At 71.8% G+C, this 25,075-nt stretch carries 27 protein-coding genes; 10 read left to right on the forward strand and 17 right to left on the reverse strand.

What is annotated here, in order from left to right; all coding sequences use genetic code 11:
- Nucleotides 1-40: 40 nt before the first annotated feature.
- A complete protein-coding gene (locus AB0J36_RS10155; RefSeq protein ID WP_363660410.1) occupies nucleotides 41-1,033 on the reverse strand; it encodes a hypothetical protein in 993 nt (330 codons plus the stop codon).
- A 166-nt stretch (nucleotides 1,034-1,199) separates the two neighbouring features.
- On the opposite strand from AB0J36_RS10155, the gene AB0J36_RS10160 reads away from it, so the two are divergent.
- The gene (locus AB0J36_RS10160; protein ID WP_355048395.1) at nucleotides 1,200-1,724 is read left to right on the forward strand and encodes an SRPBCC family protein; all 525 of its coding nucleotides are present in this window, start codon (nucleotides 1,200-1,202) and stop codon (nucleotides 1,722-1,724) included.
- A gap of 97 nt (nucleotides 1,725-1,821) precedes the next feature.
- Here AB0J36_RS10160 and AB0J36_RS10165 read toward each other — a convergent pair whose 3' ends face one another.
- Nucleotides 1,822-2,526 carry a DUF2786 domain-containing protein gene (locus AB0J36_RS10165; protein WP_357171661.1) on the reverse strand — a complete coding sequence of 235 codons (705 nt, stop codon included), beginning with the start codon at nucleotides 2,524-2,526 and terminating at the stop codon, nucleotides 1,822-1,824.
- A gap of 128 nt (nucleotides 2,527-2,654) precedes the next feature.
- Between AB0J36_RS10165 and AB0J36_RS10170 the strand changes: the two genes are divergently transcribed.
- Nucleotides 2,655-3,104 (forward strand): hypothetical protein, encoded by a 450-nt coding sequence (locus AB0J36_RS10170; protein ID WP_357171662.1) that lies wholly within the window; start codon nucleotides 2,655-2,657, stop codon nucleotides 3,102-3,104.
- 40 nt (nucleotides 3,105-3,144) lie between these two features.
- On the opposite strand, the gene AB0J36_RS10175 is transcribed toward AB0J36_RS10170, so the two are convergent.
- Nucleotides 3,145-3,534: a hypothetical protein gene (locus AB0J36_RS10175; protein WP_363660412.1), complete on the reverse strand. Its 390-nt coding sequence runs from the start codon at nucleotides 3,532-3,534 to the stop codon at nucleotides 3,145-3,147.
- A gap of 155 nt (nucleotides 3,535-3,689) precedes the next feature.
- Between AB0J36_RS10175 and AB0J36_RS10180 the strand changes: the two genes are divergently transcribed.
- Nucleotides 3,690-5,033, forward strand: coding sequence for an ABC transporter substrate-binding protein (locus tag AB0J36_RS10180; protein ID WP_363660413.1), 1,344 nt, complete (start codon nucleotides 3,690-3,692; stop codon nucleotides 5,031-5,033).
- A 68-nt stretch (nucleotides 5,034-5,101) separates the two neighbouring features.
- Here AB0J36_RS10180 and AB0J36_RS10185 read toward each other — a convergent pair whose 3' ends face one another.
- The gene (locus tag AB0J36_RS10185) at nucleotides 5,102-5,845 is read right to left on the reverse strand and encodes an enoyl-CoA hydratase/isomerase family protein (protein ID WP_363660414.1); all 744 of its coding nucleotides are present in this window, start codon (nucleotides 5,843-5,845) and stop codon (nucleotides 5,102-5,104) included.
- On the reverse strand, nucleotides 5,842-6,699 hold the full coding sequence (locus tag AB0J36_RS10190; protein WP_357132261.1) for a 3-hydroxyacyl-CoA dehydrogenase family protein: 858 nt from the start codon (nucleotides 6,697-6,699) through the stop codon (nucleotides 5,842-5,844). The genes AB0J36_RS10185 and AB0J36_RS10190 overlap by 4 nt, the downstream gene beginning before the upstream one ends.
- Nucleotides 6,700-6,877: 178 nt before the next feature.
- Between AB0J36_RS10190 and AB0J36_RS10195 the strand changes: the two genes are divergently transcribed.
- On the forward strand, nucleotides 6,878-7,168 hold the full coding sequence (locus tag AB0J36_RS10195) for a hypothetical protein (protein ID WP_357132114.1): 291 nt from the start codon (nucleotides 6,878-6,880) through the stop codon (nucleotides 7,166-7,168).
- Nucleotides 7,169-7,213: 45 nt separating this feature from the next.
- On the opposite strand, the gene AB0J36_RS10200 is transcribed toward AB0J36_RS10195, so the two are convergent.
- On the reverse strand, nucleotides 7,214-7,993 hold the full coding sequence (locus tag AB0J36_RS10200; RefSeq protein ID WP_357132117.1) for a class I SAM-dependent methyltransferase: 780 nt from the start codon (nucleotides 7,991-7,993) through the stop codon (nucleotides 7,214-7,216).
- Between the two features lie 53 nt (nucleotides 7,994-8,046).
- Between AB0J36_RS10200 and AB0J36_RS10205 the strand changes: the two genes are divergently transcribed.
- Nucleotides 8,047-8,439, forward strand: a complete 393-nt coding sequence (locus AB0J36_RS10205) for a PPOX class F420-dependent oxidoreductase (protein WP_363660415.1) — start codon at nucleotides 8,047-8,049, stop codon at nucleotides 8,437-8,439.
- 82 nt (nucleotides 8,440-8,521) lie between these two features.
- Here AB0J36_RS10205 and AB0J36_RS10210 read toward each other — a convergent pair whose 3' ends face one another.
- Nucleotides 8,522-8,731, reverse strand: coding sequence for a BldC family transcriptional regulator (locus AB0J36_RS10210; protein ID WP_007073996.1), 210 nt, complete (start codon nucleotides 8,729-8,731; stop codon nucleotides 8,522-8,524).
- A gap of 251 nt (nucleotides 8,732-8,982) precedes the next feature.
- Entirely contained in the window at nucleotides 8,983-9,822 is an 840-nt protein-coding gene (locus AB0J36_RS10215) for a hypothetical protein (RefSeq protein WP_357132123.1), read from the reverse strand.
- A 195-nt stretch (nucleotides 9,823-10,017) separates the two neighbouring features.
- On the opposite strand from AB0J36_RS10215, the gene AB0J36_RS10220 reads away from it, so the two are divergent.
- Both AB0J36_RS10220 and AB0J36_RS10225 read left to right on the forward strand, forming a co-directional pair.
- Nucleotides 10,018-11,100, forward strand: a complete 1,083-nt coding sequence (locus AB0J36_RS10220) for a Glu/Leu/Phe/Val dehydrogenase (RefSeq protein ID WP_357395045.1) — start codon at nucleotides 10,018-10,020, stop codon at nucleotides 11,098-11,100.
- Nucleotides 11,101-11,402: 302 nt separating this feature from the next.
- The gene (locus AB0J36_RS10225) at nucleotides 11,403-11,618 is read left to right on the forward strand and encodes a DUF3073 domain-containing protein (protein WP_007454329.1); all 216 of its coding nucleotides are present in this window, start codon (nucleotides 11,403-11,405) and stop codon (nucleotides 11,616-11,618) included.
- 142 nt (nucleotides 11,619-11,760) lie between these two features.
- On the opposite strand, the gene amcA is transcribed toward AB0J36_RS10225, so the two are convergent.
- The 5 genes from amcA to AB0J36_RS10250 all read right to left on the reverse strand — a co-directional run bounded on the left by amcA (nucleotide 11,761) and on the right by AB0J36_RS10250 (nucleotide 16,473).
- Nucleotides 11,761-11,997 carry a multiple cyclophane-containing RiPP AmcA gene (amcA, locus tag AB0J36_RS10230; protein ID WP_357132129.1) on the reverse strand — a complete coding sequence of 79 codons (237 nt, stop codon included), beginning with the start codon at nucleotides 11,995-11,997 and terminating at the stop codon, nucleotides 11,761-11,763.
- Nucleotides 11,966-13,069, reverse strand: coding sequence for a cyclophane-forming radical SAM peptide maturase AmcB (gene amcB / locus AB0J36_RS10235; protein ID WP_357171825.1), 1,104 nt, complete (start codon nucleotides 13,067-13,069; stop codon nucleotides 11,966-11,968). Before amcB ends, amcA begins: the two co-directional genes overlap by 32 nt.
- Nucleotides 13,070-13,195: 126 nt before the next feature.
- Complete coding sequence (gene purM, locus AB0J36_RS10240) at nucleotides 13,196-14,350, reverse strand: phosphoribosylformylglycinamidine cyclo-ligase (protein ID WP_355048408.1); 1,155 nt, start codon at nucleotides 14,348-14,350, stop codon at nucleotides 13,196-13,198.
- A gap of 62 nt (nucleotides 14,351-14,412) precedes the next feature.
- Nucleotides 14,413-15,951, reverse strand: coding sequence for an amidophosphoribosyltransferase (purF, locus tag AB0J36_RS10245; protein WP_363660416.1), 1,539 nt, complete (start codon nucleotides 15,949-15,951; stop codon nucleotides 14,413-14,415).
- A gap of 168 nt (nucleotides 15,952-16,119) precedes the next feature.
- Entirely contained in the window at nucleotides 16,120-16,473 is a 354-nt protein-coding gene (locus AB0J36_RS10250) for a sterol carrier family protein (RefSeq protein ID WP_357132134.1), read from the reverse strand.
- A gap of 427 nt (nucleotides 16,474-16,900) precedes the next feature.
- Here AB0J36_RS10250 and AB0J36_RS10255 point away from each other — a divergent pair, with 427 nt between their 5' ends.
- Nucleotides 16,901-18,682, forward strand: a complete 1,782-nt coding sequence (locus tag AB0J36_RS10255) for a carboxypeptidase-like regulatory domain-containing protein (protein ID WP_357395043.1) — start codon at nucleotides 16,901-16,903, stop codon at nucleotides 18,680-18,682.
- 255 nt (nucleotides 18,683-18,937) lie between these two features.
- Here the strand turns inward: AB0J36_RS10255 and AB0J36_RS10260 are convergent, their stop codons facing one another.
- Genes AB0J36_RS10260 through purS form a run of 4 tightly spaced genes read right to left on the reverse strand, consistent with a single transcriptional unit; the run spans nucleotide 18,938 to nucleotide 23,393 of the window.
- Nucleotides 18,938-19,693, reverse strand: coding sequence for a 2-phosphosulfolactate phosphatase (locus AB0J36_RS10260; RefSeq protein WP_357132267.1), 756 nt, complete (start codon nucleotides 19,691-19,693; stop codon nucleotides 18,938-18,940).
- A gap of 4 nt (nucleotides 19,694-19,697) precedes the next feature.
- Nucleotides 19,698-22,394 carry a phosphoribosylformylglycinamidine synthase subunit PurL gene (gene purL, locus AB0J36_RS10265; protein ID WP_357132140.1) on the reverse strand — a complete coding sequence of 899 codons (2,697 nt, stop codon included), beginning with the start codon at nucleotides 22,392-22,394 and terminating at the stop codon, nucleotides 19,698-19,700.
- A gap of 55 nt (nucleotides 22,395-22,449) precedes the next feature.
- Complete coding sequence (purQ, locus tag AB0J36_RS10270) at nucleotides 22,450-23,133, reverse strand: phosphoribosylformylglycinamidine synthase subunit PurQ (RefSeq protein ID WP_355048413.1); 684 nt, start codon at nucleotides 23,131-23,133, stop codon at nucleotides 22,450-22,452.
- Nucleotides 23,130-23,393, reverse strand: coding sequence for a phosphoribosylformylglycinamidine synthase subunit PurS (purS, locus tag AB0J36_RS10275; protein WP_007454310.1), 264 nt, complete (start codon nucleotides 23,391-23,393; stop codon nucleotides 23,130-23,132). Before purS ends, purQ begins: the two co-directional genes overlap by 4 nt.
- 356 nt (nucleotides 23,394-23,749) lie before the next feature.
- On the opposite strand from purS, the gene AB0J36_RS10280 reads away from it, so the two are divergent.
- The gene (locus AB0J36_RS10280; RefSeq protein WP_355245595.1) at nucleotides 23,750-24,433 is read left to right on the forward strand and encodes a trypsin-like serine protease; all 684 of its coding nucleotides are present in this window, start codon (nucleotides 23,750-23,752) and stop codon (nucleotides 24,431-24,433) included.
- Nucleotides 24,434-24,456: 23 nt separating this feature from the next.
- Nucleotides 24,457-25,020: a YbjQ family protein gene (locus AB0J36_RS10285; RefSeq protein WP_357132148.1), complete on the forward strand. Its 564-nt coding sequence runs from the start codon at nucleotides 24,457-24,459 to the stop codon at nucleotides 25,018-25,020.
- Nucleotides 25,021-25,075: the final 55 nt, after the last annotated feature.

Consider the following 25,075-nt stretch of genomic DNA (forward strand, 5'->3'; position numbering starts at 1 on the left):
TTCGGGCCGAACGGAAACTGTCCAAGATCTCGATGTTGTGTCACTGGTCCCCGCAGCCCTGTTGGCGGTGCTGGGCGATCCCACCCTGGATCGCCTCCCACACGCTGCGCCCGGCCTGGCGGATGCTCTCGCTCGCCTGCTCGGCGAGCTGCGCCGCGTTCTGGGCCGCTGCCTGCGCCCCACCCGCGACGCCACCGCCAACCTGCCCGCCACCTCCGCCGCCGTGCTGACCGGCACTCTGCTGGCCGCCGCCGTGCTGACCACCACCACCCTGCCGACCGCCGCCCTGGGCACCACCTGTTGGCCCGCCACTAGCGGGGCCGCCACCGGCTTGGCCGCCCTCCCCGCGCGCCTCCGGGCCACCGCCGGCCCGACCCGCCCCAGTCGGGCCGCCCCTACTCGGACCTTCGCCGGAGGGACCACCACCGGACGGGCCGCCCTCTGGCTGCCCGCTGTCACCTCGGCCACCGGCGGGAGCGCCGGACGGGCCCGGAGCGGGGGTCGAGACGGGCGCACCGGCCGACGGACTCACCGGGCGGACCGGCCGTACCCGCCTCTGGTCGCCGCCCCCGCCGGGCACACCCGCCTGCCGGGCCAGTTCGTCGCGGACGTTGCCGTGCTGTGCGCGAGCGGTGATCTCGGCGGCGCGGGCCGCCAACTGCTCGCTACTGCGGTTCACGTCGTCGAGCGCGCCAGCGCCCGCGCGCGAGAGAGACTCGATGACCTGCGGGTTGTTGTCGATGGTGTCGAGCGCGCGGCCCAGGAGTGTCACCAACTGCTCCAGTCGTACCCGTAGCTGCGCCTCGGCGTGTACCCCGTCGATGTCCAGTTCGACGCCGTGCAGGTGGACCCGTACGCCCGCGTCGAGTTGAAGCAGGTTGGCCAGCCGGGCACGCAGCGAGATGTCGGCGTCCAGCCCGTCCACGGCCAGCCGGATCGAGTCGACCGAGACCTTCGGGATGTCGAGGAGCACGTCCGGGTCTCCGGCGTCGGCGTCCCGCTCCGGCCGTCGCTGCTGCGCGTTCTCGCTCATGCTCTCCCGCTCCGCCCGTGCGCCGAACCCGGTGGTCCGGGCCGTCCGGCGCGGTTACCCGCTTTCCGGCGGGCCATCCCGTGCGTGACGACTCGGCAACCCACTGTCTGGAAAAGGGCACTGCGGAAGCTGCACACCCGGGCATCAGCCGGTATGGTCCGGGCCTATGGGACAGGGGATGGCTGATCCGGCCGACATTCGGCAGGACCTGGAGCGCTTCTCCTTACGGTGCAGTCTCCTCGTCCCCGGGTCCGCCGAGCGGGCGTTCGCCGTGTTCACCGACGAGCTGACCGAGTGGTGGGTCACCGAGTACACCTGGTCCGGTCCGGAAGCTCTCGCCGAGCTGGGCATGGAGCCCCGGGCCGGCGGAATGCTCTACGAGATCGGCCCGTACGGCTTCCGGGCCGACTGGGGTCGGGTGCTCACGTGGGATCCGCCTCGACGGCTGGTCTTCGCCTGGCAGCTCGGGCCGGACCGGGTGCCGGTGCCGGATCCGGCGAAGGCGAGCGAGGTCGAGGTGCTGTTCCTGCCGGACGGCCCCGAACGGACCCGGGTCGAGCTGGAGCACCGGCACTTCGACCGGCACGGCGAGGCGGCCGAGGGCTATCGCAAGGCGCTCACGGCGGGCTGGCACGAGTTGCTGACCCGCTATCTCGCCACGGTGTCGCGCGGCGGCCCGCACACCGCCTGAGCCGCGCCGGGCCGGGCTGATCCAGGCCGAGCCGGGCTGATCCAGGCCGGGCCGCGCCGGGCCCGGCCGCGCCAAGCCGCGCTGCGCCGGGCCGGGGTCAGTGGCCGAGTTGTCGACCGACCCGGCCGGTGTCGAGATTACGGCCGCCCAGGTGAGCGCGGCTGCCCGCCTCGGCGCCGGAGCCGAAGCCCGTGCCGCCGAGGCGACGAGCCGGAGCGGTACGCAGTCGCGGGTACTCCTCGGTGAGCCGTCGCTGCACCCGGTCGGAGCGGTCGGCCAGCACCAACGCCATCGACGGGGCGCCTGACTCGCTGGCCGCCGCGGACTCGGCCGCCCAGAGCCGCCCCCCGATCACCTCCGCGAAGCCCGCGAGCCAGGAGCGCCGGAAGGCGGCCGGATGGTCGTCCGCCGGCACCGCCGTGGCCGCCAGCCCGTGTGCGGCCTGTACGAGCAGCGACGTGAAGAGCAGGTCCACGCGTTCGAGGTCGCTGGCGAAGCCGAACAGGTGGGCGACGAAGCCGTTGCCCTGCTTACGCCGGACGCAGCGGCAGCGCAGCGGCTCGGCGACCGCCGCGAGCAGGCCGACCTTGTCCCGCGCGTACGGGGCGACGATGTCGAGCACGCGGTCGCCGACCGGGTCGCTGGTCGGGTCGCGGACCGCGAGCAGCGCCCTGTCGACGCCGTAGCGGGCGATCAGCTCGGTCGCCTTGGCGGTGAACGCCGCCGACTCGGCGGGAGTGCAGGCCGGATCCTCGGCCTGGGCGAGCAGCTTGCGCACCTTGCTGAGCATGGCCTCGGACATGCCCCAGAGCTATCACACCCGACCGACGATCCCGGACCACGCCGCGATTAATCGATCAGTATCATCGTCACGGTCAGCTCGTACGTCCAATACGGACAGTCAGTTAACTGTTTTCGGAGGCCGCCTGCATGTCATCCCCGACCGCTCGCCTGCTCGCCGTCGCCACGGCCGCCGCGCTGCTCGCCACCGGCGCACCCGCCCAGGCCGCCACGGCCACCCCGAGCGCCGACTCCACCGATTTCACCTCGGGGCCGAACCTCTTCGCGCCGCTCGCCACCTGCTACGGCGGCGCGGTCCGCTCGTTCTTCCAGACCGGCGGCTACGGCGGCCAGGCCGGCCCGTACCGCACCACAACCCGCTGCCGCGACATCAACGTCCGCAACACCAGCGCGTACGCCACCGAAGCCTGCGTGATCTTCATCGACAAGACCAGCAACTGCAACTACTGGACCTACCTGCCGGCCAACTCCGGCTGGACCGTCGTCGCGACGAACGTCCGGGACGGGGTCAACTTCCGGGTCCGCTTCGACAACCTGCGCTACGAGTACGAGCCGCTGGTCGCGTACCACGCTTTCTGAACGGCCCGCGCGGACGCGGCACCCGAAGCGGGTGCCGCGTTCAAACGGCGCGGCTGCGCAGGGTGGCGATCGTCGAGCCGGCGAGCGTGAGCAGGCAGTCGGAGAGCAGCCCGTCGGCCGCCGCCGCGCCGAACAGGGCCTCGCCGGTCGATACGTCCCGGTTGGCGTAGGCGCTCACGAAGCGGGCCACCCAGCGGGTGTCGTAGTCCGCCTGCTCGATGCCCGGGAACTCCAGCGCGCATCCGGTGCTCGTCGGCGCGTCACCGACCATCGTCGCGGCCAGGCACCAGGCGACCCCGTACGCCCCGGACAGGCCGGCCCGGTCGACGACGGCGTCGAACGTACCCGTCACGGCGTCCCCGTCCCCGGCCAGCGCCGATCGGAGCACGGCGGTCGCGTCGTCGAACGTCTGCTGTGGTAGGTCCGTCACGCAGCGCACAGTAGGACGGGGGGTCAAGCCACGGCACTTCCGTCACTGTGTGTATTCACAGTGAGCTACCTACGCATTGCGCCGCCTCCACGGTCCCGCGACCGGCCCGGGCACGCTAATGTGCGCAGCGGACCTTCGCCGGAGGAAGGACGACCATGCTCGTATCACGCCGCTCGCGGGTGGCCACACTGGCTGCCTGCGCGACGATCCTGCTCGCCACAAGCGCTTGCGGGGATGACAAGGCCCAGGAGGGGAGCGCCCAACAGGTGCGCCTCTACGGCACGGACGGCAACATGCTCAACTCCTACCCAGCGGAGTTGAAGGAACGCGCCGACCTCGTCGACGGAATGAAGGGGACCACGCCACTCACCCCACTGCCCGAAGACTTCAAGGGCCGGCTACGGTCCGTCAATCCGGCGCTGACGGACTACCTCTACTCCGCCGAGACGTACGACGCGGTGGTCATCGGTGTGCTCGCCGCCCAACTGGCCGGCAGCACCGACCCGGCGGCCATCGCCAAGCAGATCGTCGGCGTGACCAACAACGGACAGCGCTGCGAGACCCCGGCCGCCTGCCTCACGCTGGCCCGGGCCGGGCAGGACATCGAGTACCGCAGCGTCTCGCTGACCCGCGCCGGCTTCACCGACAAGGGTGAGCCGGCCACCGCGAGCTACGCCACGCTGACCTTCGACGGCCAACAGCTCAACGACGGCAAGACCGAGTTCGTCGGCGCGGGCTCCGAGTCGGCGGCGAGCACCAAGACGCCGCCGAAGGGCAAGAAGCCGCGCCCCGGTGACGCCGACGACCAGAAGCCGCTGATCGTGGGCGGTCTGCTGCCGAAGACCGGCGACCTGGCGATCGCGTACCCGCCGATGGCGGCCGGCGCGGCGCTGGCCATCCGGGAGATCAACGCCGCGGGCGGCGTGCTGGGCAAGCCGGTGACGTGGAAGGACGGCGACGACGGCACCAACCCGGCGGTAGCCAAGGCGACCGTCGCCAAACACGTGGCGGACGGGGTCAGCATCATCATCGGCGCGGGCGCGTCGGGCATCTCCCGCGAGGTGCTGCCGGACGTGGTCAAGGCCGGGAAGATCCTCTTCTCGTCGTCGAACACCGACGCCGGCCTGACCGACGTCGAGGACAAGGGCCTCTACTTCCGTACCGCCCCGCCGGACAGCCTCCAGGGCCGGGCGCTGGCCGACGTGGTCCTCCGCGACGGGTCGCAGAAGATCGTCATCGTCGCCCGTAAGGACTCCTACGGTGAGGGCCTGCAGGCCACCGTCCGTGACGAGTTGGAGAAGGCCGGCATTCCCGGTGACCGACTCAAGCTGCTCACGTACGACCCGCCGGCAGACGCCAAGGCCGCGCCGGTGGACTTCTCCGGCGGCGCGAAGGAGATCAAGCAGTTCGGCGCGGACGCCGTCCTGATCATCGGCTTCGGTGAGTCGGCCCAGGTGATCCGGGCGCTCGCCGACAGCGGGGTGCAGATCCGGCACTGAGCAGTACCTGCGGACCGCGTACGGCCGCACCGGCTCGACAGCCGATGCGGCCGTTCCCGTTTGCCGCGTCAGCGGGCCCGGCGGCGTTCCAGGAACTCGGTCATGCGGCGGTGCTTCTCCTCGTCCTCGAAGAGCACCGCCTGACTCACCAGGTCGAGCTGCGGGTGCGCGGCGGCGGGCGCGTCGACGGCCAGTTTCGTGAGCCGCAACGCCAGGGGCGAGGCCTGGGCCATCTCGTCCAGCAGCCCGTGCGCCGTCGTCAGCAGCTCGCCGGGTTCGTCCACCACCCGGTTCACCAGACCGATCCGCAGGGCCTCCGCCGCGTCCACCCGACGGCCGGTGAACAGCAGTTCCTTGGCCCGACCTTCGCCGATGAGGGCGGGCAGTCGGTGGGTCGCGCCAGCGCCGGCCAGGATGCCCAACCGCACCTCCGGCTGGCCGAACACCGCCCGGGCCGTACACACCCGAAGATCGCAGGCGTACGCCAGTTCCGCGCCGCCGCCCAGCGCCGGCCCGTCCACGGCGGCCACGCTCGGCATGGGTAGTGCCCTGATCCGCGCGAAGGCCGCCGAGTTGATCGCGGCCAGGGCGTCCGTGCGGCCCCGCTCGCGGAGCTGGCCGATGTCGGCGCCACCGGCGAAGATGCCCTCCGCGCCGCCGGTCAGGAGCAGCAGCCGGGGACGGGCCTCCAACTCGGCGCAGACCTCGTGCATCTCGGCGATCAGGTCGGCGTCGATGGCGTTGCGCTTCTCCGGTCGGGCCAGCGTCACCACGAGCCGGTCCGACCGCTCCTCGATCCGCAGACCACTCATTGCTTGACGCCACCTTCCCAGCGGTAGAAGCCGTGCCCGGACTTCTTGCCCAGCCGTCCGGCGGCCACCATCTCCACCAGCAGCTCCGGTGGCGCGAAGCGGTCCCCGTACGCGGCCTGGAGGGTACGGGCGATGTCGAGGCGCACGTCCAGGCCGACGAGGTCGGTGAGTTCCAGCGGCCCGATCGGGTGCCGGTAGCCGAGCACCATCGCCTTGTCGATGTCGGCGGGGCTGGCCACCTGGTCGGCGACCATCCGGATCGCCTCCAGCCCGAGGGTGACCCCGAGGCGGGAGGTCGCGAAGCCGGGCATGTCGCGTACCACGACGGGGTCCTTGCCCAGCCGGCCGGCGAGCGCGACGGCCGCGGTGGTGGTCTCCTCGGCGGTGGCCGGGCCGACCACGATCTCCAGCAGCGCCATCGCCCAGACGGGGTTGAAGAAGTGCAGGCCGAGGAAGCGCTCGGGCGCGTCCAGAGCCGCGGCCAGCTCGCCGATGGCGATGCTGGACGTGTTGCTGCCGAGCAGGGCCGGGTTCAGGGCGGCGGCGTCGCGCAGCACCGCCCGCTTCAGCTCCAGCCGCTCCGGGACCGCCTCCACGACCACTCCCGGGGCGGGGGCGACGTCGGCGAGGCTCGGCCGCAGGATCACCCGCTGCCGGTACGCGGCGGCCTCGTCGGCGGTCAGCCTGCCGCGCTGCACCGCGCGCTCCCACAGGTCGGCGAGCCGGGTCAGCGCGGTCGCGCCCCGGTCCGCGTCCACCTCGACCAGCTCGACGGCGTGACCGGCGCCGGCCGCCACGTACGCGATGCCGAGCCCCATCGTGCCCGCACCGACGACCACGAAACGATCGTTCATCACGCCTCCCTGTCCGTCCCGGTGGGCGCGCGGGGTCTCCGCCACGCCGGCCCGGGTGCTCGGCCCGCTGCGCTCGCTCATGGTGCGACCCTAGACAGCCCGGTACCCCGCCGATGCGTGGGGGAGCGCGGGATCGGGTACGTACGGCCCGTCAACTCAAGGGAAGGACCGCATCGAGATGAGCCAGGCACCGGAGAGCGTCACGACCGACTCCGAAACCGTGGAGACCCGGGGCGACGAACGGGTCGACCTGCTGCGCGCCGACACCAACAACGACGGCAAGACCGACGTGTGGGTGGTGGACACCGACGGCGACGGCAAGGCCGACCTGTTCCAGTTCGACACCGACGGTGACGGCAAGGTGGACATCACCATGGTCGACCTCGACGAGGACGGCACCCCCGACGAGGTCGTCGACGGCGACGGCGGCCTCCCGCCCGAGCCGCTGCCCCCGACCGTTCAGGTCTGAGTCGTACGACGGCTCCCGCGTCCGTCGCGGCGCGGGAGCCGTCGCTCAGCCGGCGAGGCGCAGGGTGGCCAGGTAGTAGGGGGCGTCGCGGTCGTCCACATCGATCAACCGCCAGCCGCTGCCGTGCACCAGCTCGGCGAACTCGTCCGGCGAGCAGACCAGGTAGTCGAACCATTCGGTGCCGAGTTCCCGGTAGCGCAGCCGGAGCCGGAGCTGGCCGCCGAGCCGCCCCCGGCGTCGGTTGCGCTCGTGGTAGCCGGTGTGCACGGGGTCGCGGGTGCCGTACGGGTTGGTGCCGTGCGCGATGATCTGTGCTCCCGGTCGGGCCAGCGCGGCGAGCGCGGCGAGGAACGCCGGGGCCCGCTCGCGCCCCTCGAACAGCCCGAGGTTGTTGCCGAGCAGCAGGAACGTGTCGTAGCGCCGGCCGTCGGCGACGTGCGTGTCCACCGTTGCGTGCACCAGCCGCCGTACGCCACGCCGTCGGCTCACGTCGAGGGCGCCCGCCGACGTGTCGAGGCCGGTGACGGGTACGCCGCGCTCCTGGAGCAGCAGCGCGATCCGGCCGGCCCCGGTGCCGACGTCAAGCGTCTCGCCCCGGGCCCGGTCGACGGCCCGGTGGTCGTACGGCTGCCAGTCGGCCGGCCCGTCGAGGTAGTGCGCCGCCGGAGCGCCGTTGATCAGGCCGTCGTCCCGCTCGATGATCTCGATGACCGGCCGGGGCAGCCGACCGCCGACCATCGGCCGGGGCCCGACCCCGGTCGCCACGGCGAGCGTGTCCCGCAGCAGTTCACCGACAACGTCACCAATTCCAGGCTCCCCCGTCACGCCGTTCACGCTATCTGGCCGCTCAGTGGCCCGCAGCGGCCTATCCTGGCGGCGTGACCACGCTGGACCGACTGTCGGCCGAGAAGTACATCCTGCTCACGACCTTCCGCAAGGACGGCCGGGCGGTGCCGACCCCGGTCTGGGCGGTCCGCGACGGCGACGCGTTGGCGGTGTGGACCCGCGCCGACTCGGGGAAGGTCAAGCGGATCCACCACAACGGCGAGGTGACTGTTGCGCCGTGCGACGTGCGGGGCCGGCCGCACGGCGCGGAGGTGCCCGCCCACGCGAGCCTCTACGGTGGCCGCGACACGGGCCGGGTTCGCGACCTGCTCAAGCACAAGTACCGCCTGATCGGTCGGCTGAGCCTGCTGGGCAGCCGGTTCCGTCGCGGTGAGGGCGGCACGGTCGGCATCCGGGTGACGTTGACCGGCCCCGACACGGACTGACGCGCCACCGTCGGAGCTGAGCGGACATGAAGAGGGGCGGTGGATCGAAATCCACCGCCCCTTTCCGGAAACCTCTATCGGGTCAGTCGCCCTGCCGCTGCTGCGGGATCTGGCCCTGTAGCAGCGCCCTGACCTCCGACTCGCGGTATCGACGGTGGCCACCCAGGGTGCGGATGGCGCTGAGCTTGCCCGCCTTCGCCCACCGGGTCACCGTCTTCGGGTCGACACGGAACATCGACGCCACCTCGGCCGGTGTGAGCAGCGGCTCTGGTTCGTGCGTTCGCGATGCCATCGGTCACTCCTCCACATGTATAGACATCGGCCGGGGTCCCGCCGGCCGACGCGTCTCCCATGGTCCGGCTAGTCCCCGATGTCCGACATGGGCCGAACGGATGAAGGTCCCTAGACGGACGGATGAACCATGCCCGATTTTTACGACTTTTACACGGCAGAAAGTACCTTATTCGGACTCATGATCACGGTTCGTGATGCGTCAACTACGAGACACCCTCGCTTTGGGAGCGCTCCTAGGGGCGATTTGCCCTAGTTGCACCGCTCCAGAAGCTGCACCGCGCGCCAGCGGGCCACCAACTTGTCGTACGCGGCCGACGCCTCGTCCGCCTCCCCCCGCGACAGGCCCGCGAGGCCACCGGCGACCAGCTCCGGCGAGTCGTCGGCGGCGAGAGTCTCATCGGAGAGCAGGTCGACGAGGCCGCCGTAGTCCAGCTCCACCACCGAGCCCGGGTGGAACTCCTCGAGCCAGCGCGCCGCCTCCTGGACCGCCTCGGTGATCGGCGCCTCACCCACCGACTTACGCAGCACCGACAACGCCCGGGACGAACGACGACGAGCCTTGGAGATCTCCGTCCGGTAGCGCAGCGCCCGCCGGCCCGGCTGGGTGACGAGGTCCCGCTCGGTCGGGTCGAAGAGCACGAACCACCGCAGGGGTACGCCCCAGGTGGCGATCTGCTCGTGCACCCGGGGCACCCCGTGCTCCAGAACCCGGGCGCCGCTGCGCCAGTCGTCGACGACCGCTCGGGCCTGCCCGGCGAGCACCGGCGGCACGAAGGCGTCGGCAAGCACCGGGGGCACCCCGTCCCGGGCGTTGAGCGCCGCCTCAGCGACCCGGATGCGCAGGTTCCAGGGGCAGACCAGCAGGCTGTCGTCCGTCTCCAGGACGTACGCCTCCTCGGGCAGGTCGGGTAGGCGGGTCCAGCCCGCGCCCAGCGCCTCGATCACCGCCGTCCGCTGCCGGCCGGGTCCCTCGACCGGGGCGATCGCCCGTCCCTCCGAGACATAGCGACGCCAGTAACTCTGCCGGTCCCGGTCGAAGGCGGTCAGCGGCTCGTACACGCGCAGGTAAGAAGCGAAGAGCGACGGCACCGCGCGATCCTCCCATGAACCGCACCCCGGCGCGGCCAGCGGTGCGGACCGCGCGCCCCGCACCGTGGGACGGCGGCGGCACGTCGGGCGGTCGCACGGCGGCCGATACTAGGCTCGATCACACCGGCAGCATCCCCGCCGGGGTCCACCAGGTCCGCGTCCCACAAGGAACGCACACCATCGTAGGAGCCAGTCATGGGCGTATTCGCGAGCACCGACGACCCGGTATCGACCGGTCACGAACAGGTCGTCTTCTGCCAGGACAAGCAGAGCGGCCTCAAGGCGATCATCGGGATCTACTCCACCGCGCTGGGGCCCGCGCTCGGCGGCACCCGCTTCTACCCGTACGCCAGCGAGGACGACGCCCTCGCCGACGTGCTCGACCTGTCCCGTGGGATGGCGTACAAGAACGCGCTCGCCGGCCTGGACCTGGGCGGCGGCAAGGCCGTCATCTGGGGCGACCCGGAGCAGATCAAGAGCGAGGCGCTGCTGCGCGCGTACGGCCGCTTCGTGGAGTCGCTGGCGGGCCGCTACTACACCGCCTGCGACGTCGGCACCTACGTGCCCGACATGGACATCATCGCCCGCGAGACCCGCTACGTGACCGGCCGCAGCGTGGAGCACGGTGGCGCCGGCGACTCGTCGATCCTCACCGCCTGGGGCGTGTTCCAGGGGATGCGGGCGGCCGCCGAGCACGTCTGGGGCACGCCGAGCCTGAACGGTCGCCGGGTCGGCGTGGCGGGCCTGGGCAAGGTCGGTAAATACCTGACCGGGCACCTGCTGGACGACGGCGCCGAGGTGGTCGCCACGGACGTCAACCCGAAGGCCCTGGCCTGGGTACGCGCCAACCACCCGCAGGTCACCCTGGTGGACGACGCCAGCGCGCTGGTCGCCGCGGACATCGATGTGTACGCCCCCTGCGCGCTGGGCGGCGCGCTGAACGACGACACCGTTCCGGCGCTGCGCGCCAAGGTGGTGACCGGCGCGGCGAACAACCAGCTCGCGCACCCGGGGATCGAGAAGCTGCTGGCCGACCGCGGCATCCTCTACACGCCGGACTACGTGGTCAACGCCGGCGGCGTGATCCAGGTGGCCGACGAGATCGAGGGCTTCAACTTCGACCGGGCGAAGCTGCGGGCCACCCGGATCTACGACACCACCCGGGAGATCCTGCGCCTGGCGGACGACGAGGGCGTGCCGCCCGCGGTCGCCGCGGACCGGCTGGCCGAGCGGCGGATGGCCGAGGTCGGTCGGCTGCGCACGATCCACCTGCGCTGAGGCATCCCGGAGGCGGATCGACCGGGATCCGCCTCCGGGCCTCCTGTACCGGCCCGACTCGGTAGGCTGAGGCCCGGGTCAAGTTTGGCGTGTTTTGCCCGGTGTCACGGGTGCTCTCCGTTCCGCTCCTTACCAGGTACACTGGGTGACGGCCGGATCGCCGCGACGCGCAGAGCCGGCTGACGGTAACCCGAGGTGCCGAACGATGGCATCCCCATGTACCGTAAGAGCCACGAGAGATGCCTGACGTCATCGGGGCCCGCCTTCGGGCTGCCCCGCATTCTGTGCGAGGGGGTCGAGCCATGGGGCGCGGCCGTGCTAAGGCCAAGCAGACGAAGGTGGCCCGGGAGTTGAAGTACCACTCCCCGAACACCGACCTCACCGCCTTGCAGCGCGAACTGGCGGGTGCTGGTAAGTCTGAGCACCACTTCGACGACGACTCAAAAGAGTTCGTCGACGACGATGATGAGAATCACGCGGACGACGACCCCGATCCCTGGGTCCGTCCGACCCGCTGACCTCTCGACGTAGTTGAGCACGCGGTAACCCCCGCGTGCTCACGCATGTGTCCTTCGGGAGCGAGATCGGTGCCGATCATCAGGGGCCTGCCCTGGCCGGGGACTACCCCGTCTGGCCGACAGGCCCCTGATCACGGCCGCCCTAGCGCGGCCGGTTGTTCCAGTTGTAGAACGTCGGGATGTTCTCGAAGTGGTTCCACGCGCAGACCGCGCTGACGCCGTCTCCGCCCGCCACCTCGGCCCGTAGCCGCCGTGCGTCCGCGGCCTCCTGCAACAGCGCGACAAGCCCGGGGGCGGCCTCCCGCACGCGCTCGGTGACGTCGTCCGGGGCATCGTCCGCTTCGCGTTCAGGCCGCCGGTGACTGGTGATCTCGGGCATGCTCCAACACTCCCTCCAATAGGCGGATCTTGCTGTTGCGGCAGTGCTCGGTCTCCGTACCGTCAAAACGCCCCAGCTCGAAGTAACGGTTGGCAGCGTGACCGCCACCACAGAAGCCGAAATACGGGCACGACACCCGACACGCTTCCACCCCCGTCAGGAACTCGCCGACCCACGAGGTCGACGCGGCACCGGCCAGGATCCGGGCCAGCGGAGTGGTCAGCACGTTCCCACTGCTGAAGTCGCCGTAGCGCGGGTCGGTGAAGCCGGCCAACTCCGGGGAGAGCACCGTCACCGAGCCGTCGTGCCCGATGGTGGGTATCGGATCCAGCCGGCGGGGCAGCACACCGTCCGCCGTGCCGTCGAGGACCGCCGCCGCGTACCGCAGCGACCACTCGACCTCGCGCAGGTGGATCCGGGGCGCCCGCCGCCAGGCCGCCACCAGTTCGGCCCAGAACGTGGTCACCGCCGCCGGGTCGTGGCTGTTGTCGCGGGTGTTGACCCCTTCGGTCTCCTCGATGTTGATGCCCAGCACGTCGCAGCCCAGATCGAGGAAGTAGTCGTACAGCTCCGCGGCGAGGCCCGGCGTCGGCCGGGACACCACGGCCAGCGCGGAGAAGGGCAGGTCGTGCCGGCGCAGCGCGGCCACACCACGCAGGATCCGGTCGTACGCCGGCTGACCGCCACGGTTGACCCGGTCGCCGTTGCGCTCACGCGGCCCGTCCACGCTCACGCTGACCCGCATCTCGTGCCGGGCGAAGAACTCGCACCACTCGTCGTCGATCAACGTGGCGTTCGTCTGCACGTGGTGTTCGACCTCGGGCCCGAAGGGCGCGATCAGGGCGGCCAGGTGCTCCCGACCGGCCGCCAGCGGCTCGCCGCCGTGCCACACGACGGAGAAGCGCCCGGAGGCCGCCCACGGGTTGACCGCCGCCGCCACCGCCTCGGCCACCGGCACCGACATCCGCCGGTCGGCGGACCGGAACGGCAGGTAGCAGTACGCGCAGTCGAGGTTGCACAGCGTGGTGGGCTGCATGACGACGTACGACGGGACGGCGGCCAGCCCGCGCATCCCGCTGAACGTCGGTTCCCCAGCAGCCATCACCCTCCTCCGCCCAGCCCGAGCCTTTCAGGCTAGGCGGCGCCGGCCACTCGGGTGAAGCCCTGATCAGGTGCCCGTACGGTCACCGGAGCGTGATCAGCCGCGGGTGTGCTGACCCACCATCTGCACGTTGCCGGTGCCCTCGATGATCTCGCCCGCCTGCCAGGCCTCGACCCCACGACCGGTCAGCGTGGCCAGGGCGCGATCGGCGTCCTCGGCCGAGACAATCGCGAACATGCCGACGCCCATGTTGAACGTCGACTCCATGTCCTGGTCGTCGATCCGGCCCTTCGACTGGATCAGGTCGAAGATGGGCTGCGGCTTCCAGGTGGACCGGTTGACCACCGCGTCGACGTGCTCGGGAAGCACCCGCACCAGGTTGCCCGGGATGCCACCGCCGGTGATGTGCGACAGCGCCCGCACCTCGGCCTCCTCGATCAGCTTGAGGCAGTCCTTGGCGTAGATCTTGGTGGGGGTCAGCAGCTCCTCACCGAGGGTCCGCTGCCGGCCGAAGTCGTCGATCACGATGTCCAGTCGCATCCGGGCGGCGCCGAGCAGCACGTGCCGGACCAGCGAGTAGCCGTTGGAGTGCAGGCCGGAGGAGCGCATGGCGATGACGACGTCACCCACCTCGACGCGCTCCGGGCTGAGGATGTCGGCCTCCTCGACCACACCGACGCCGGTCGCGGAGATGTCGTACTCGTCCGGGCGCAGCACACCGGGGTGCTCGGCGGTCTCCCCGCCCAGCAGCGCGCAGCCCGCGTACCGGCAGCCGTCGGCGATGCCCGCGCCGATCTCGGCCACCTTGTCCGGAACGACCTCGCCGGTGGCGATGTAGTCGAGCAGGAACAGCGGCTCCGCGCCGCAGGCGACCAGGTCGTCGACGACCATCGCGACCAGGTCGATGCCGACCGTGTCGTGGATGTCCATCTGCTGGGCGATGACCAGCTTGGTGCCCACACCGTCGGTCGAGGACGCCAGGATGGGGTTCTTGTACTTCTTCGTGTCCAGGCGGAACAGGCCGGCGAAGCCGCCGAGGTCACCCAGCACCTCGGGGCGCCGGGTCTCGCGCACCTTCGACTTCAGCAGCTCGACCGCGCGGTCGCCCGCGTCGATGGAGACCCCGGCGTCGGCGTACGAGACGGAACGCTTGCCCCGCTGGCGGCCGGCACCGCCCGTCCACGGCTGGTGGTCGCTGCCAGCGCCGTTCGGGCTGCTTCCTGCGCCGCTGCGCTCGGACACGTGCGTCACGGTTCTCCCCTTTTGTGGTTCTCGGTGCCGCGCCGGCGGTGGCCGGGCCGCGCCGGTTGGTGCTACGGGCGGTTTGCGGTCACGCCACCCGGAGTGGCGACGAGCGAGCCGAAGCTCTCCGGGGCCTCCGGCGGCGCGTTGGCGACCCAGCGGCCCATCCCTTCGAGCACATGCTTGCCGATCAGGTTGCCGGCCGGCAGCTCGATCGGGTACTCCCCATCGAAACACGCCCGACACAGCCGGGTCTTCGGCTGCTCGGTCGCGGCGATCAGGCCGGGAAGCGATACGTAACCCAGCGTGTCGGCGCCGATGGAACGCCGGATGCCGTCGTTGTCCAACCCGTTGGCCAACAGCTCCGCCCGGGTGGCGAAGTCGATGCCGTAGAAACACGGCCAACTCACCGGCGGGGAGGAGATCCGGACGTGCACCTCGAGCGCCCCCGCCTCGCGCAACATCCGGACGATGGCCCGCTGCGTGTTGCCGCGCACGATCGAGTCGTCCACGACCACCAGCCGCTTGCCACGCACGTTCTGCCGCAGGGGGTTGAGCTTGAGTCGGATGCCGAGCTGACGCAGGGTCTGCGACGGCTGGATGAAGGTCCGCCCCACGTACGGGTTCTTCATGAGGCCCGCGCCGTAGGTGATACCGGACGCCTCCGCGTACCCGATCGCGGCCGGGGTGCCGGACTCGGGCACCGGGATGACCAGGTCGGCCTCGACCGGATGCTCCTTGGCCAACTGGCGGCCGATCTGCACCCGCGCCGCGTGCACGTTCCGCCCGGCGATGGTCGCGTCGGGGCGGGCGATGTAGACGTACTCGAAGAGGCAGCCCTTCGGCTCGGGCGCGGCGAAGCGGGTGGACCGCAGCCCCTCCTCGTCGATCGCGATCAGTTCGCCGGGCTCGATCTCGCGCACCACGCTCGCGCCGACGATGTCCAGCGCGGCGGTCTCGCTCGCGACCACCCAGCCACGCTCCAGCCGGCCGAGCACCAGCGGGCGTACGCCGTGCGGGTCGCGGGCCGCGTACAGCGTCGACTCGTCCATGAAGACGAAGCTGAACGCCCCACGTAGCTGCGGCAGCACCTCGAGCGCGGCGGCCTCGACCGACAGGTCGGGGCGGCTGGCCAGCAGCATGGTCACCAGCGAGGTGTCGTTGGTCGAGCCGTCCGCGACCAGGCCGCGCTCGGCGACCTCCTTCTCCAACTCGGCGGTGTTGACCAGGTTGCCGTTGTGGGCCAGCGCGATGGTCGTGCCGGAATCGGTCGACCGGATGGTCGGCTGGGCGTTCTCCCAGTTGGACGCGCCGGTCGTGGAGTATCGGGCGTGCCCGATCGCCAGGTGGCCGCGCAGGCTGGCCAGGGTGGGCTCGTCGAAGACCTGGGCCACCAGGCCGAGATCCTTGTAGACCACCACGCCCGAGCCGTCGCTGACCGCGATGCCCGCCGCCTCCTGGCCGCGGTGCTGCAGGGCGTAGAGGCCGAAGTAGGTCAGATTCGCGACCTCTTCGCCGGGGGCCCACACGCCGAAGACGCCGCAGGCATCCTGGGGGCCAGGTCGTTGGGGGTCAAGGTCGTGGCTCAGCCGGCCGTCGCCTCGGGGCACTACCGCTCCCTCATGCTGGTCTGGACCGGCCTGGCGGGGATCACGGGTCGGATCCACACTTCTCGGCCGGGACCACTCTCGTCGCCTGACAGTGTACGCGAGTCAGCGTCAATACAGATAGTCACGATTTCCCTGCCGAGAGTCACGATCACTCGGACATCGGCGCAGCTAGAGGGGCAGATAGGCCGAGATGTCCGCCCGAATGCCGCTCACCTGAACACGTCCATCGGTGACCGCGTCGGCCCACCCGAGCCGACCGGTGGCGAGCTCCAACCAGGTCTGCGGCGACATCTCGACCACGTTCGGCGGGTTTCCTCTGGTGTGTCGAGGACCGGGGACGCACTGGATCGCACCGTATGGTGGAACGCGCACCTCCACCGATCGGCCGGGGGCGCGCTCCGTGAGGACGGCCAACAAGGACCGGACCGCCTCCCGGAGTACCGGCCGTTCGGGCGTACGCCCCTCGTCAAGCGCCGACAGAGCCGCCACGACGGCGGCGGACTTACTGTGCGGAGAGGACACGACGGGACGATACGACCCACAGGTGGAGCACCTGACGTTGGCCCTGGGTCGCGCCGATCCAGTGAGACAAGGCATAGTGGCCGACGGCGTATTCGTACCGTGATGATCCCCGGCCCGGCGCCCCGCCGGTCGAGGGACGTCAGCCCGGAAGGCGGTGGACGTGTCAACACACCGACGTGCCTGGAAGCAGCGGGCCGGTGTGGTCGCAGCGCTGGTTGCCGGCGCTCTGCTCGCCGTCCCCGCCACACCAGCAATGGCCGCTCCCAAGGTCACAAACGTCTCAGCCTCCCCGGGCACCGTCCAAGCGGGCGGCGAGACGACAGTGAGCTACACGCTCAGCTTCGACGACCAACCAGTTCCCGCCGATGTAACTGTCAGTTCTGACAACCCCAAGCTTCAGTGCATCGATGGTTGCTCGCAGGGGAACGTGACCGAGGCCAAGACCTACACGGCCAAGTTCAAGGTGGCGGACGACGCTTCGAACGGGTCCGCTCGCGTCACCGTCAGGGCCAGCGCCGGCCTCGGAAACGGACAGGGTTCGACCACGGTCAACCTCACCGCGAAGGCCGCATCGCCGCCCCCGCCGCAGCAGAACCAGACGGTGAAGTCGGTCTCCGGCAAGGTGGTCAAGAAGGCCGACGGCGAGCCGGTGCCGAACGCGTTCGTCCTCCTCCAGGACACCGCCGGTCACCGCTACGACGCCGTCGCCGATGGCAGTGGCAACTTCAAGTTCACGGGCAGCAGTCAGAGCCCGATCACTCCCGGTCGGATCGACCTGGGTGCGTCCTCCGAAAACATCAAGGCGTTCAAGAGCTTCACCGCGAACGCCGGGCAGACCATCACCGGCCAGCGGATCACCTTGGAGATCAAGGTCGAGGTGACGCCGAGCGCCACCCCGTCGCCCACCGCCGACGCCACCCCCACCGACGAGGCGACCGAGGAGGGTGCCGAGGACCAACCCTCCGAGGAGGCCAGCCCGGGCGCCCCGGCGAACGCCAGCAAGGAGGACGACGGCGGCGGCTTCGGCTCGTACCTGATCATCCTGCTCGGCGGCCTGCTCGTCGCGGCCGGCGTCGGCACGATCGTCCTGCTGTGGATGAAGCGCCGCGAGAGCGGCGACGACGATGACGAGCCGGCGGCGGCCGGCGCTGCCGGTGCCGGCGGCGCGGTGCCGGCGGCCCGTGGGGCCTTCCGCGGGGCCGACGACCAGACCCGGGTGGTCAACCGCCCCGGTGGCGCGCCCGACCCGACCATGGTCGGCGGCGCGGCGCTGAGCGAGGCGCCGACCATGATGCACCGCCCGGTCGTCGACGACGTCCCGCCGGACCCGTACGGCGCGCCAGCGCAGCCCTACGGCGCGGCGGGCCAGCAGGGCTGGGGCGGGACCGGCTACGACGACGAGCCCGGCCAGGGCGGCTACGGCGGCTACGGCAACGCCCCCGCCTCGGGTGGCGGCTACGGCACCGGGGCAACGCCGGACGGCGGCTACGGCGGTGGCGCGGACGGCTACGGCGCCGCACCCGGCTCCGGCGCGGGCTACGGCGGCGCGGCGGCCCCGGATGGTGGCTACGGCGGCGCGGCGGCCCCGGATGGTGGCTACGGCGGCGCGCCCTCCTCGGGTAGCGGCTACGGCAGCCGTGACTACACCGCGCCGGCCGGCGCGGGCGGCTACCCGCCGGCTCCCGCCGGTGGGGCAGCCGGCGGCTACGGCGAGCGCTTCGACGAGCCGACCGGCCGGTACACCGGCGACAGCACCCAGTACCCGGCGCCGGCCGACCCGTACGCCACCGGCGTGTACCAGCCGGAGCAGGGCCAGGGCTACGGCCAGCCCGACCCGACCGCCCCGTACGGCGGCGGTCGTGGGGCGGAGCCGACGGGCGGCTACGGCCAGCAGACCAACGCGTACGACCAGGGCGGCTACGGCCAGACCGGTGGCGGGTACGACCAGGGCGGCTACGGCCAGGAGCCCCCGCAGCAACGCGGCGGCTACGACGACCGGGGCTACGACCAGGGCGGCTACGGCCAGACTGGCGGCGGGTACGACCAGGGCGGCTACGGCCAGGAGCCCCCGCAGCAACGCGGCAGCTACGACGACCGGGGCTACGACCAGGGCGGCTACGGCCAGCAGCAGCAGGGTGGCCGGGCCCGTCCGGACAGTCCCCCGCCCACCGAGCGCGGCGGCCGCCGGCTCGACTGGCTGGACGACTAACACCAGCACTACCCACAGCGCACCGCGAACGGCCGCCCGGAAGACCGGGCGGCCGTTCGCCGTAACCCCCACCCACCCCCACCCGGTCCCACCTCGTCGATCACGAAGTTATTGCCCACGCGCACGGCGTGTCGGGGCGATAACTTCATGATCATCGCCGTGGGCGCCACCGGGGCGGGTGCCGCCGGGATGGGTGCCACCGGGGCGGGCGTCCGGGGACGGGAGCTGCGGGGGGCGGGTGCTGTGCGGGGTGGGTCAGGCGGCGGAGAAGACGCCCTGGCGGAGGACCGGCACGACCTCGGACACGCCGACCTGGACGGCGACGTCGACGTCGGCTTCGAAGCCGCCCTCGGTCAACTCCCGGCCGGAGACGCTGCCGCGTACCGCGGCGGGTACGTCCGGAGTGCTGGCCAGCGCGGCGAGCGCCATGGCCGCCTCCACGGAGAGACCGCCCGGCACCCCGGACAGAGCGTCCAGCACGCTCGCCGCACCGAGTTGGTCTTCGACGCAGGGGCGCAGCGACCCGTCCGGCCAGCGCTCCCCGGAGGCGATGACGCCGATCGGGGCGTCCGTCGTGCCGTACCCCTGGCGGCGCAGCCAACGCCCGACGGCGCGCGCGTTACGCAGGCACGCCGCGACCACCGGTAGCCCGGTGGCGCTGGCGGCGGCGCTGATGGCCGAGCCGTTCGGCGAGGGCAGCACCAGGTCCGCGACGGTCGGCGCGGCGCTCAGCGCGGCGGGTGAGAGTGACCACGGGTGGTCGGCTGTCACCCGGCGACGGCCGACCGCCGCCACCGCGCCGACCCGCAGCGCGTACTCGGCGGCCTGCTCACCCCACGGGAAGGGGTGCACCCGCGTACCCCGGGCGACCGCCACCTCCACGGCGGTGGTGAACGAGAGCACGTCCACCACCACCAGCGCCGCGCAGACCCGGCCGAGTTCGGCCGCCCCGGTCAGGCCCCAGTCGAACCTGGCGCCTGACCCGGGCTGGCCGTAGACGGCCGCCGTCAACGCCTCAGCGCTCGTCAGGCGACGGCTCGGTGGCACCGGAACCAGACTCGGACGGCTGCTGCGACCCGATCGGGTCGACAGCCCCGGTCTGTGGCGACGGGCCGGCCGAGGCGATCGGCTCGGAGAGCACCTCCGACGCGTCCACCGGCTCGGCCGGGGCGGCCGGCAGCGGCACGGCCTCGACCGCGCCCGCCACGCCGGCGGCCGGGGCGGGCACCTCGGCGACGGCGGGCTCGGTGACAGCCGACGGCACAGCCTCGACGGCGGCGGTGCCACCAAAGAGGCGCGGGAGCGTCTCGGTGTGCGCGGCGCGCAGCTCGTCCAGGCCGATCCGGAACTGCCCGTGCACCTCGAGCGCCCCGCCGGACGGGTCGGTGACACCGATCAGCTCGAACGGCACGCCCCGCTCGGCGCAGAGCGCCGCGAACGCCTTGTCGTGGCCACGCGGCACCGACACCAGCGCCCGCGTCGCGGACTCGCTGAAGAGGTAGACGAAGGGCATCGAGCCCTCGGCGAACTGCTCCGGCACGGCGATCCGGGCGCCGACGCCACGCCGCAGGCAGGACTCGACCAGGCTCTGGGCGAGACCACCGTCGGACAGGTCGTGCGCCGAGCTGAGGTGGCCCACCCGGGCGGCCTCGGCCAGCAGGTCGGCCAGCGCCTTCTCGCGGAGCAGGTCAACCTGCGGCGGGATGCCGCCGAGGTGCTCGTGCGTCACCCAGGCCCACTCCGAGCCGGACAGCTCCACGTTCGTCTCACCGAGCAGGTAGAGCTGGTCGTGGTCGCCGCTGGGACGCGGGACGAAGCCCATCGGCACCCGGTCGGCCACGTTGTCCAGCACGCCCAGCACACCGACCACCGGGGTCGGGTGGATGGCCGCGGCGCCGGTCTGGTTGTAGAAGCTGACGTTGCCGCCGGTGACCGGGATGCCCAGCTCCAGGCAGCCGTCCGCCAGGCCGCGCACGGCCTCGGCGAACTGCCACATCACGCCCGGGTCCTCCGGCGAGCCGAAGTTGAGGCAGTTGGTGACGGCGATCGGCTTCGCGCCGGTCACCGCCACGTTCCGGTACGCCTCGGCGAGGGCCAGCTTGGTGCCCTGGTACGGGTCGAGCCGGGCGTACCGGCCGTTGCCGTCCACCGACAGCGCCACGCCGAGCCCGGTCTGCTCGTCGATCCGGATCACGCCGCCGTCCTCCGGCTGGGCGAGCACGGTGTTGCCCAGCACGTAACGGTCGTACTGCTCGGTGACCCAGGTCTTGTCGGCCAGGTTCGGCGACGCGATCATGCGCAGCACGGTCTCCCGCAGCGCGTCCGGGTCGGCCGGGCGGGGCAGCGTCTCGGCACGGTCTGCCTGGAGCAGGATCAGGTCGGCCGGTTCACGCATCGGACGGGCGTACACCGGGCCGTCGTCCACCAGCGAACCCGGCGGCACGTCGACGACCAGGTGGTCCCGCCAGGTGATCAGCAGGCGACCGGGGCGGCCGTCCGGCTCCGGGGCGGTGACCTCACCGATCGCGGTGCCGAGGACGCCCCACTTCTCGCAGGTCTTGAGCACCGCGTCGAGCTTGTCCGGCTCGACGACCAGCAGCATCCGCTCCTGGGACTCGCTGGCCAGGATCTCGTGCGGGTCCATCGAGGGCTCCCGCAGCGGCACCCGCTCCAGCCAGACCCGCATGCCGGTGCCGGCTGCGGCGGCGGTCTCGGTGAGCGCGCAGGTCAGGCCGGCACCACCGAGGTCCTGGATGCCGACGACCAGCTGGCCGTCGTACAGCTCCAGGCACGCCTCGATCAACAGCTTCTCGGTGAAGGGGTCGCCGACCTGCACGGCCGGGCGACGGGCCTCGCTGCCCTCGTCGAAGGTGGCGCTGGCCAGCACCGAGACGCCGCCGATGCCGTCCCGGCCGGTCTTCGCGCCCATCAGCACGACCACGTTGCCGGGGCCGGCGGCGGCCTTGTTCTGCAGCCGGTCGACCGGCAGCACGCCCAGGCAGAGCGCGTTGAGCAGCGGGTTGCCCTGGTAGGACGGGTCGAAGACCAGCTCGCCGCCGATGTTGGGCAGGCCGAGACAGTTGCCGTAGCCGCCGACACCGGCGACCACACCGGTGAGCACCCGGGCGGTGTCCGGGTGGTCCGCCGCGCCGAAGCGCAGCGGGTCCATGACCGCGATCGGGCGGGCGCCCATGGCGAGGATGTCCCGGACGATGCCGCCGACACCCGTCGCCGCGCCCTGGTACGGCTCGACGAAGCTCGGGTGGTTGTGCGACTCGACCTTGAAGGTCACCGCCAGCTTGTCGGAGACCTGCACGACACCGGCGTTCTCGCCGATACCGGCGAGCAGGCGGTCGCTCTGCGGGGCCTTCTCACCGAACTGACGCAGGTGCACCTTGCTCGACTTGTAAGAGCAGTGCTCGCTCCACATGATCGAGTACATGGCCAGCTCGGACTGGGTGGGCCGGCGGCCGAGGATCTGCCGGATCCGGTCGTACTCGTCGTCGCGCAGGCCCAGCTCGGTGTACGGCTGAAGCTCGCCCGGGGTGCCACCGGCACGGGGCACGGTGTCCACGCCGTCGGTCCAGTCGGCGCTCGCCGGCTGCGCGGGAGCGACCGCCGGGGCGGTGGGCTGCGCCGGCGGCTCGGTCGGCTGCGCCGGGGCGGAGTACGCCTCCGGAGTGTCCCGTACCGGGTCCGGATGGGTGGTCATGACCTCTCCTCGCTGCGCTCGTGCCCGCCAGAGCGGCGGTTGAGCTGACCGATGCTCACGCTGGGGTCCCCACCAGGTGCTTGAGGACCGAGGTGAAGAACCCGAGACCGTCCAGCGAGGGGCCGGTGAGCGCCTCCACCGCGTGCTCCGGGTGCGGCATGATGCCGACCACGTTGCCGGCGGCGTTGGTGATCGCGGCGATGTCGCGCTGCGACCCGTTCGGGTTACCGCCGACGTAGCGGGCGACGACCCGGCCCTCGGCTTCGAGCTGGTCCAGCGTCGCGGTGTCGGCGACGTAGCAGCCCTCGCCGTTCTTGACCGGAATCAGCACCTCCTGGCCGGCCTGGAACGCGTTGGTCCACGCGGTGCCGGCCGACTCGATGCGCAGCACCTGGTCCCGGTTGCGGAAGTGCAGGTGCTGGTTGCGGGTGAGCGCGCCCGGCAGCAGGTGCGCCTCGCAGAGGATCTGGAAGCCGTTGCAGATGCCGAGCACCGGCAGACCGCCCTGGGCGGCGTCGACGATCGTCTCCATCACCGGGGCGAACCGGGCGATGGCCCCGCAGCGCAGGTAGTCGCCGTAGGAGAACCCGCCGGGCAGGACGACGGCGTCCACCCCGTGCAGGTTCTCGTCGCCGTGCCAGAGCCGGACCGGCTCGGCGCCGGCGATCCGGACGGCGCGGGCCGCGTCCCCGTCATCGAGCGAGCCGGGGAACGTGACCACACCGACCCGGGCGGTCACGAGCGGGCGTCCGCGGTCTCGTCGGTCTCGACCAGGCGGACGGTGAAGTCCTCGATGACCGGGTTGGCGAGCAGCTTGTCGGCGATTTCCCGGGCCCGGTCCAGGTCCGGTTCACCGGTGAAGTCGATCTCGATCCGCCTGCCGATCCGGACTGAGGCGACGTCGCTGACGCCGAGCCGGGGCAGCGCGTTTGCGACGGCCTGGCCCTGCGGATCGAGGATCTCGGGCTTGAGCATGACGTCGACGACGACGCGAGGCACTGGGCACTCCTGACTGTGTACGCAGTTGGGTGCCTACCCACAACGGGCGAGCGCAGCCAGCGTACCTGGCAGATTCCGTCGCGGACGCACCGGCCGGGCGCAGTTCAGGCAGTGATCCACATAACCGGCGGCGAGCGCGCGCGGCAACCCGGCACAGGCCGCCTCAGCAGGGCATATACGGCGCAGCGGGTAGCCGAATCGTTACATTGACTGAACTCGATCAGCTTCTTGAAAACGATGTCCGCCAGCCCTACAGTACATCGACATGGCTCGATGCCAGCGGCGATGGGGACCTCCCGTCGTCGCCCCCGGGCACCCGGCGACCCCGGGCCCCACCCGCCCCAAGGAGTCCACCGATGCGCGTTCGTCCCCTGCTCGCCCTGATCAGCACGGCGCTGGTCGGCGCCCTCGCCGCCGCGTCCGGCGCGTCCGCTGCCCCGGCCGGCCCCCAGCCCATCATCGGCGGCGGCACCGTCTCGTCCGCCCCCTGGGCCGCCGCCGTGCTGAGCAACGGCTCGTTCACCTGCTCGGGCAGCGTGATCGCCGCGCAGTGGGTGCTCACCGCCCGGCACTGCATCAGCGGCACGATGTCCGTCCGGGTCGGCAGCGTCTACCGCGCCTCCGGTGGGGTCACCCGCACCGTCAGCGCCACCTACACCCGTAACGACCTGGCCCTCATGCGCCTGTCCAGCACCGTCAGCACCTCGACGGTCTCCCTGGCGAGCAGCAACCCGCCGGTCGGCTCGACCAACTCGATCTACGGGTGGGGCATGACCTGCTACAGCGGCTGCTCCGCGTCCAGCCAGCTCAAGACCGCCACCGTCCAGGTGACCAGCACCAACGTCACCGACGCGTACGGCGGCCAGGCCATCCGCAGCACCCGGATCAACGGCAACGCCTGGCGGGGCGACTCGGGCGGCCCGCAGTTCTACAACGGCCAGCAGGTCGGCGTGGCCTCCACGGCCGACGGCTACAACATCCAGAACTACGGCAGCGTCGCGTACAACCGGGCCTGGATCACCTCGGTGGCCGGTGTCTGACGGTTAGCGCCCGTGCGGCGCGGATGGTCGGCCCCGCGCCGGCCGTCCGCGCCGCGCCGTTTTGCAGCATCCGATCAGGTGAACACGGCACCCGATCGGGTCGCGCAACTCCTGACAGCATCGGAAACGTGCTGGTCGTGACGACAGAGCAACTGCCCGGCTACGAGATCCGCCAGATTCTCGGTGAGGTGGTGTCATCGATGGCCAGGACGCGCAACCCGTACCGCGAGGGGGTCAAGAACCTGCGCGGTGGCGCGTACGACCCGATGGCGCCCGACAACCTGACCCGGTGGCGCACCGACTCGGTGACCCGCCTCGGCGAGGAGGCCCTGCGGCTCGGCGCGAACGCCGTGATCGGTATGCGCTTCGACAGCCGGGACTGCGGCGAGATGTGGATGGAGATCTGCGCGTACGGCACGGCGGTCGTCGCCGTACCGACGATGCCCGCGGTCATGCCGCCCGACCAGCCGGCGGTGGCAGCGGACACCGCCACCGACCCCGCCTTCGCCGAGTCCCTGGGCGGCATCGCCGAACCAGCAAGCGCCCCCACCCTGCGAACAGCCGCCGAAACCCCCACCGGCGACTGACCGCCCAAACCCCACCCCTCCCCCTCCCCTCCACCTCCCCTCCACCTCGGGTGAT

The sequence above is a fragment of the Micromonospora sp. NPDC049662 genome (genome assembly GCF_040675055.1).
Lineage (GTDB): Bacteria > Actinomycetota > Actinomycetes > Mycobacteriales > Micromonosporaceae > Micromonospora.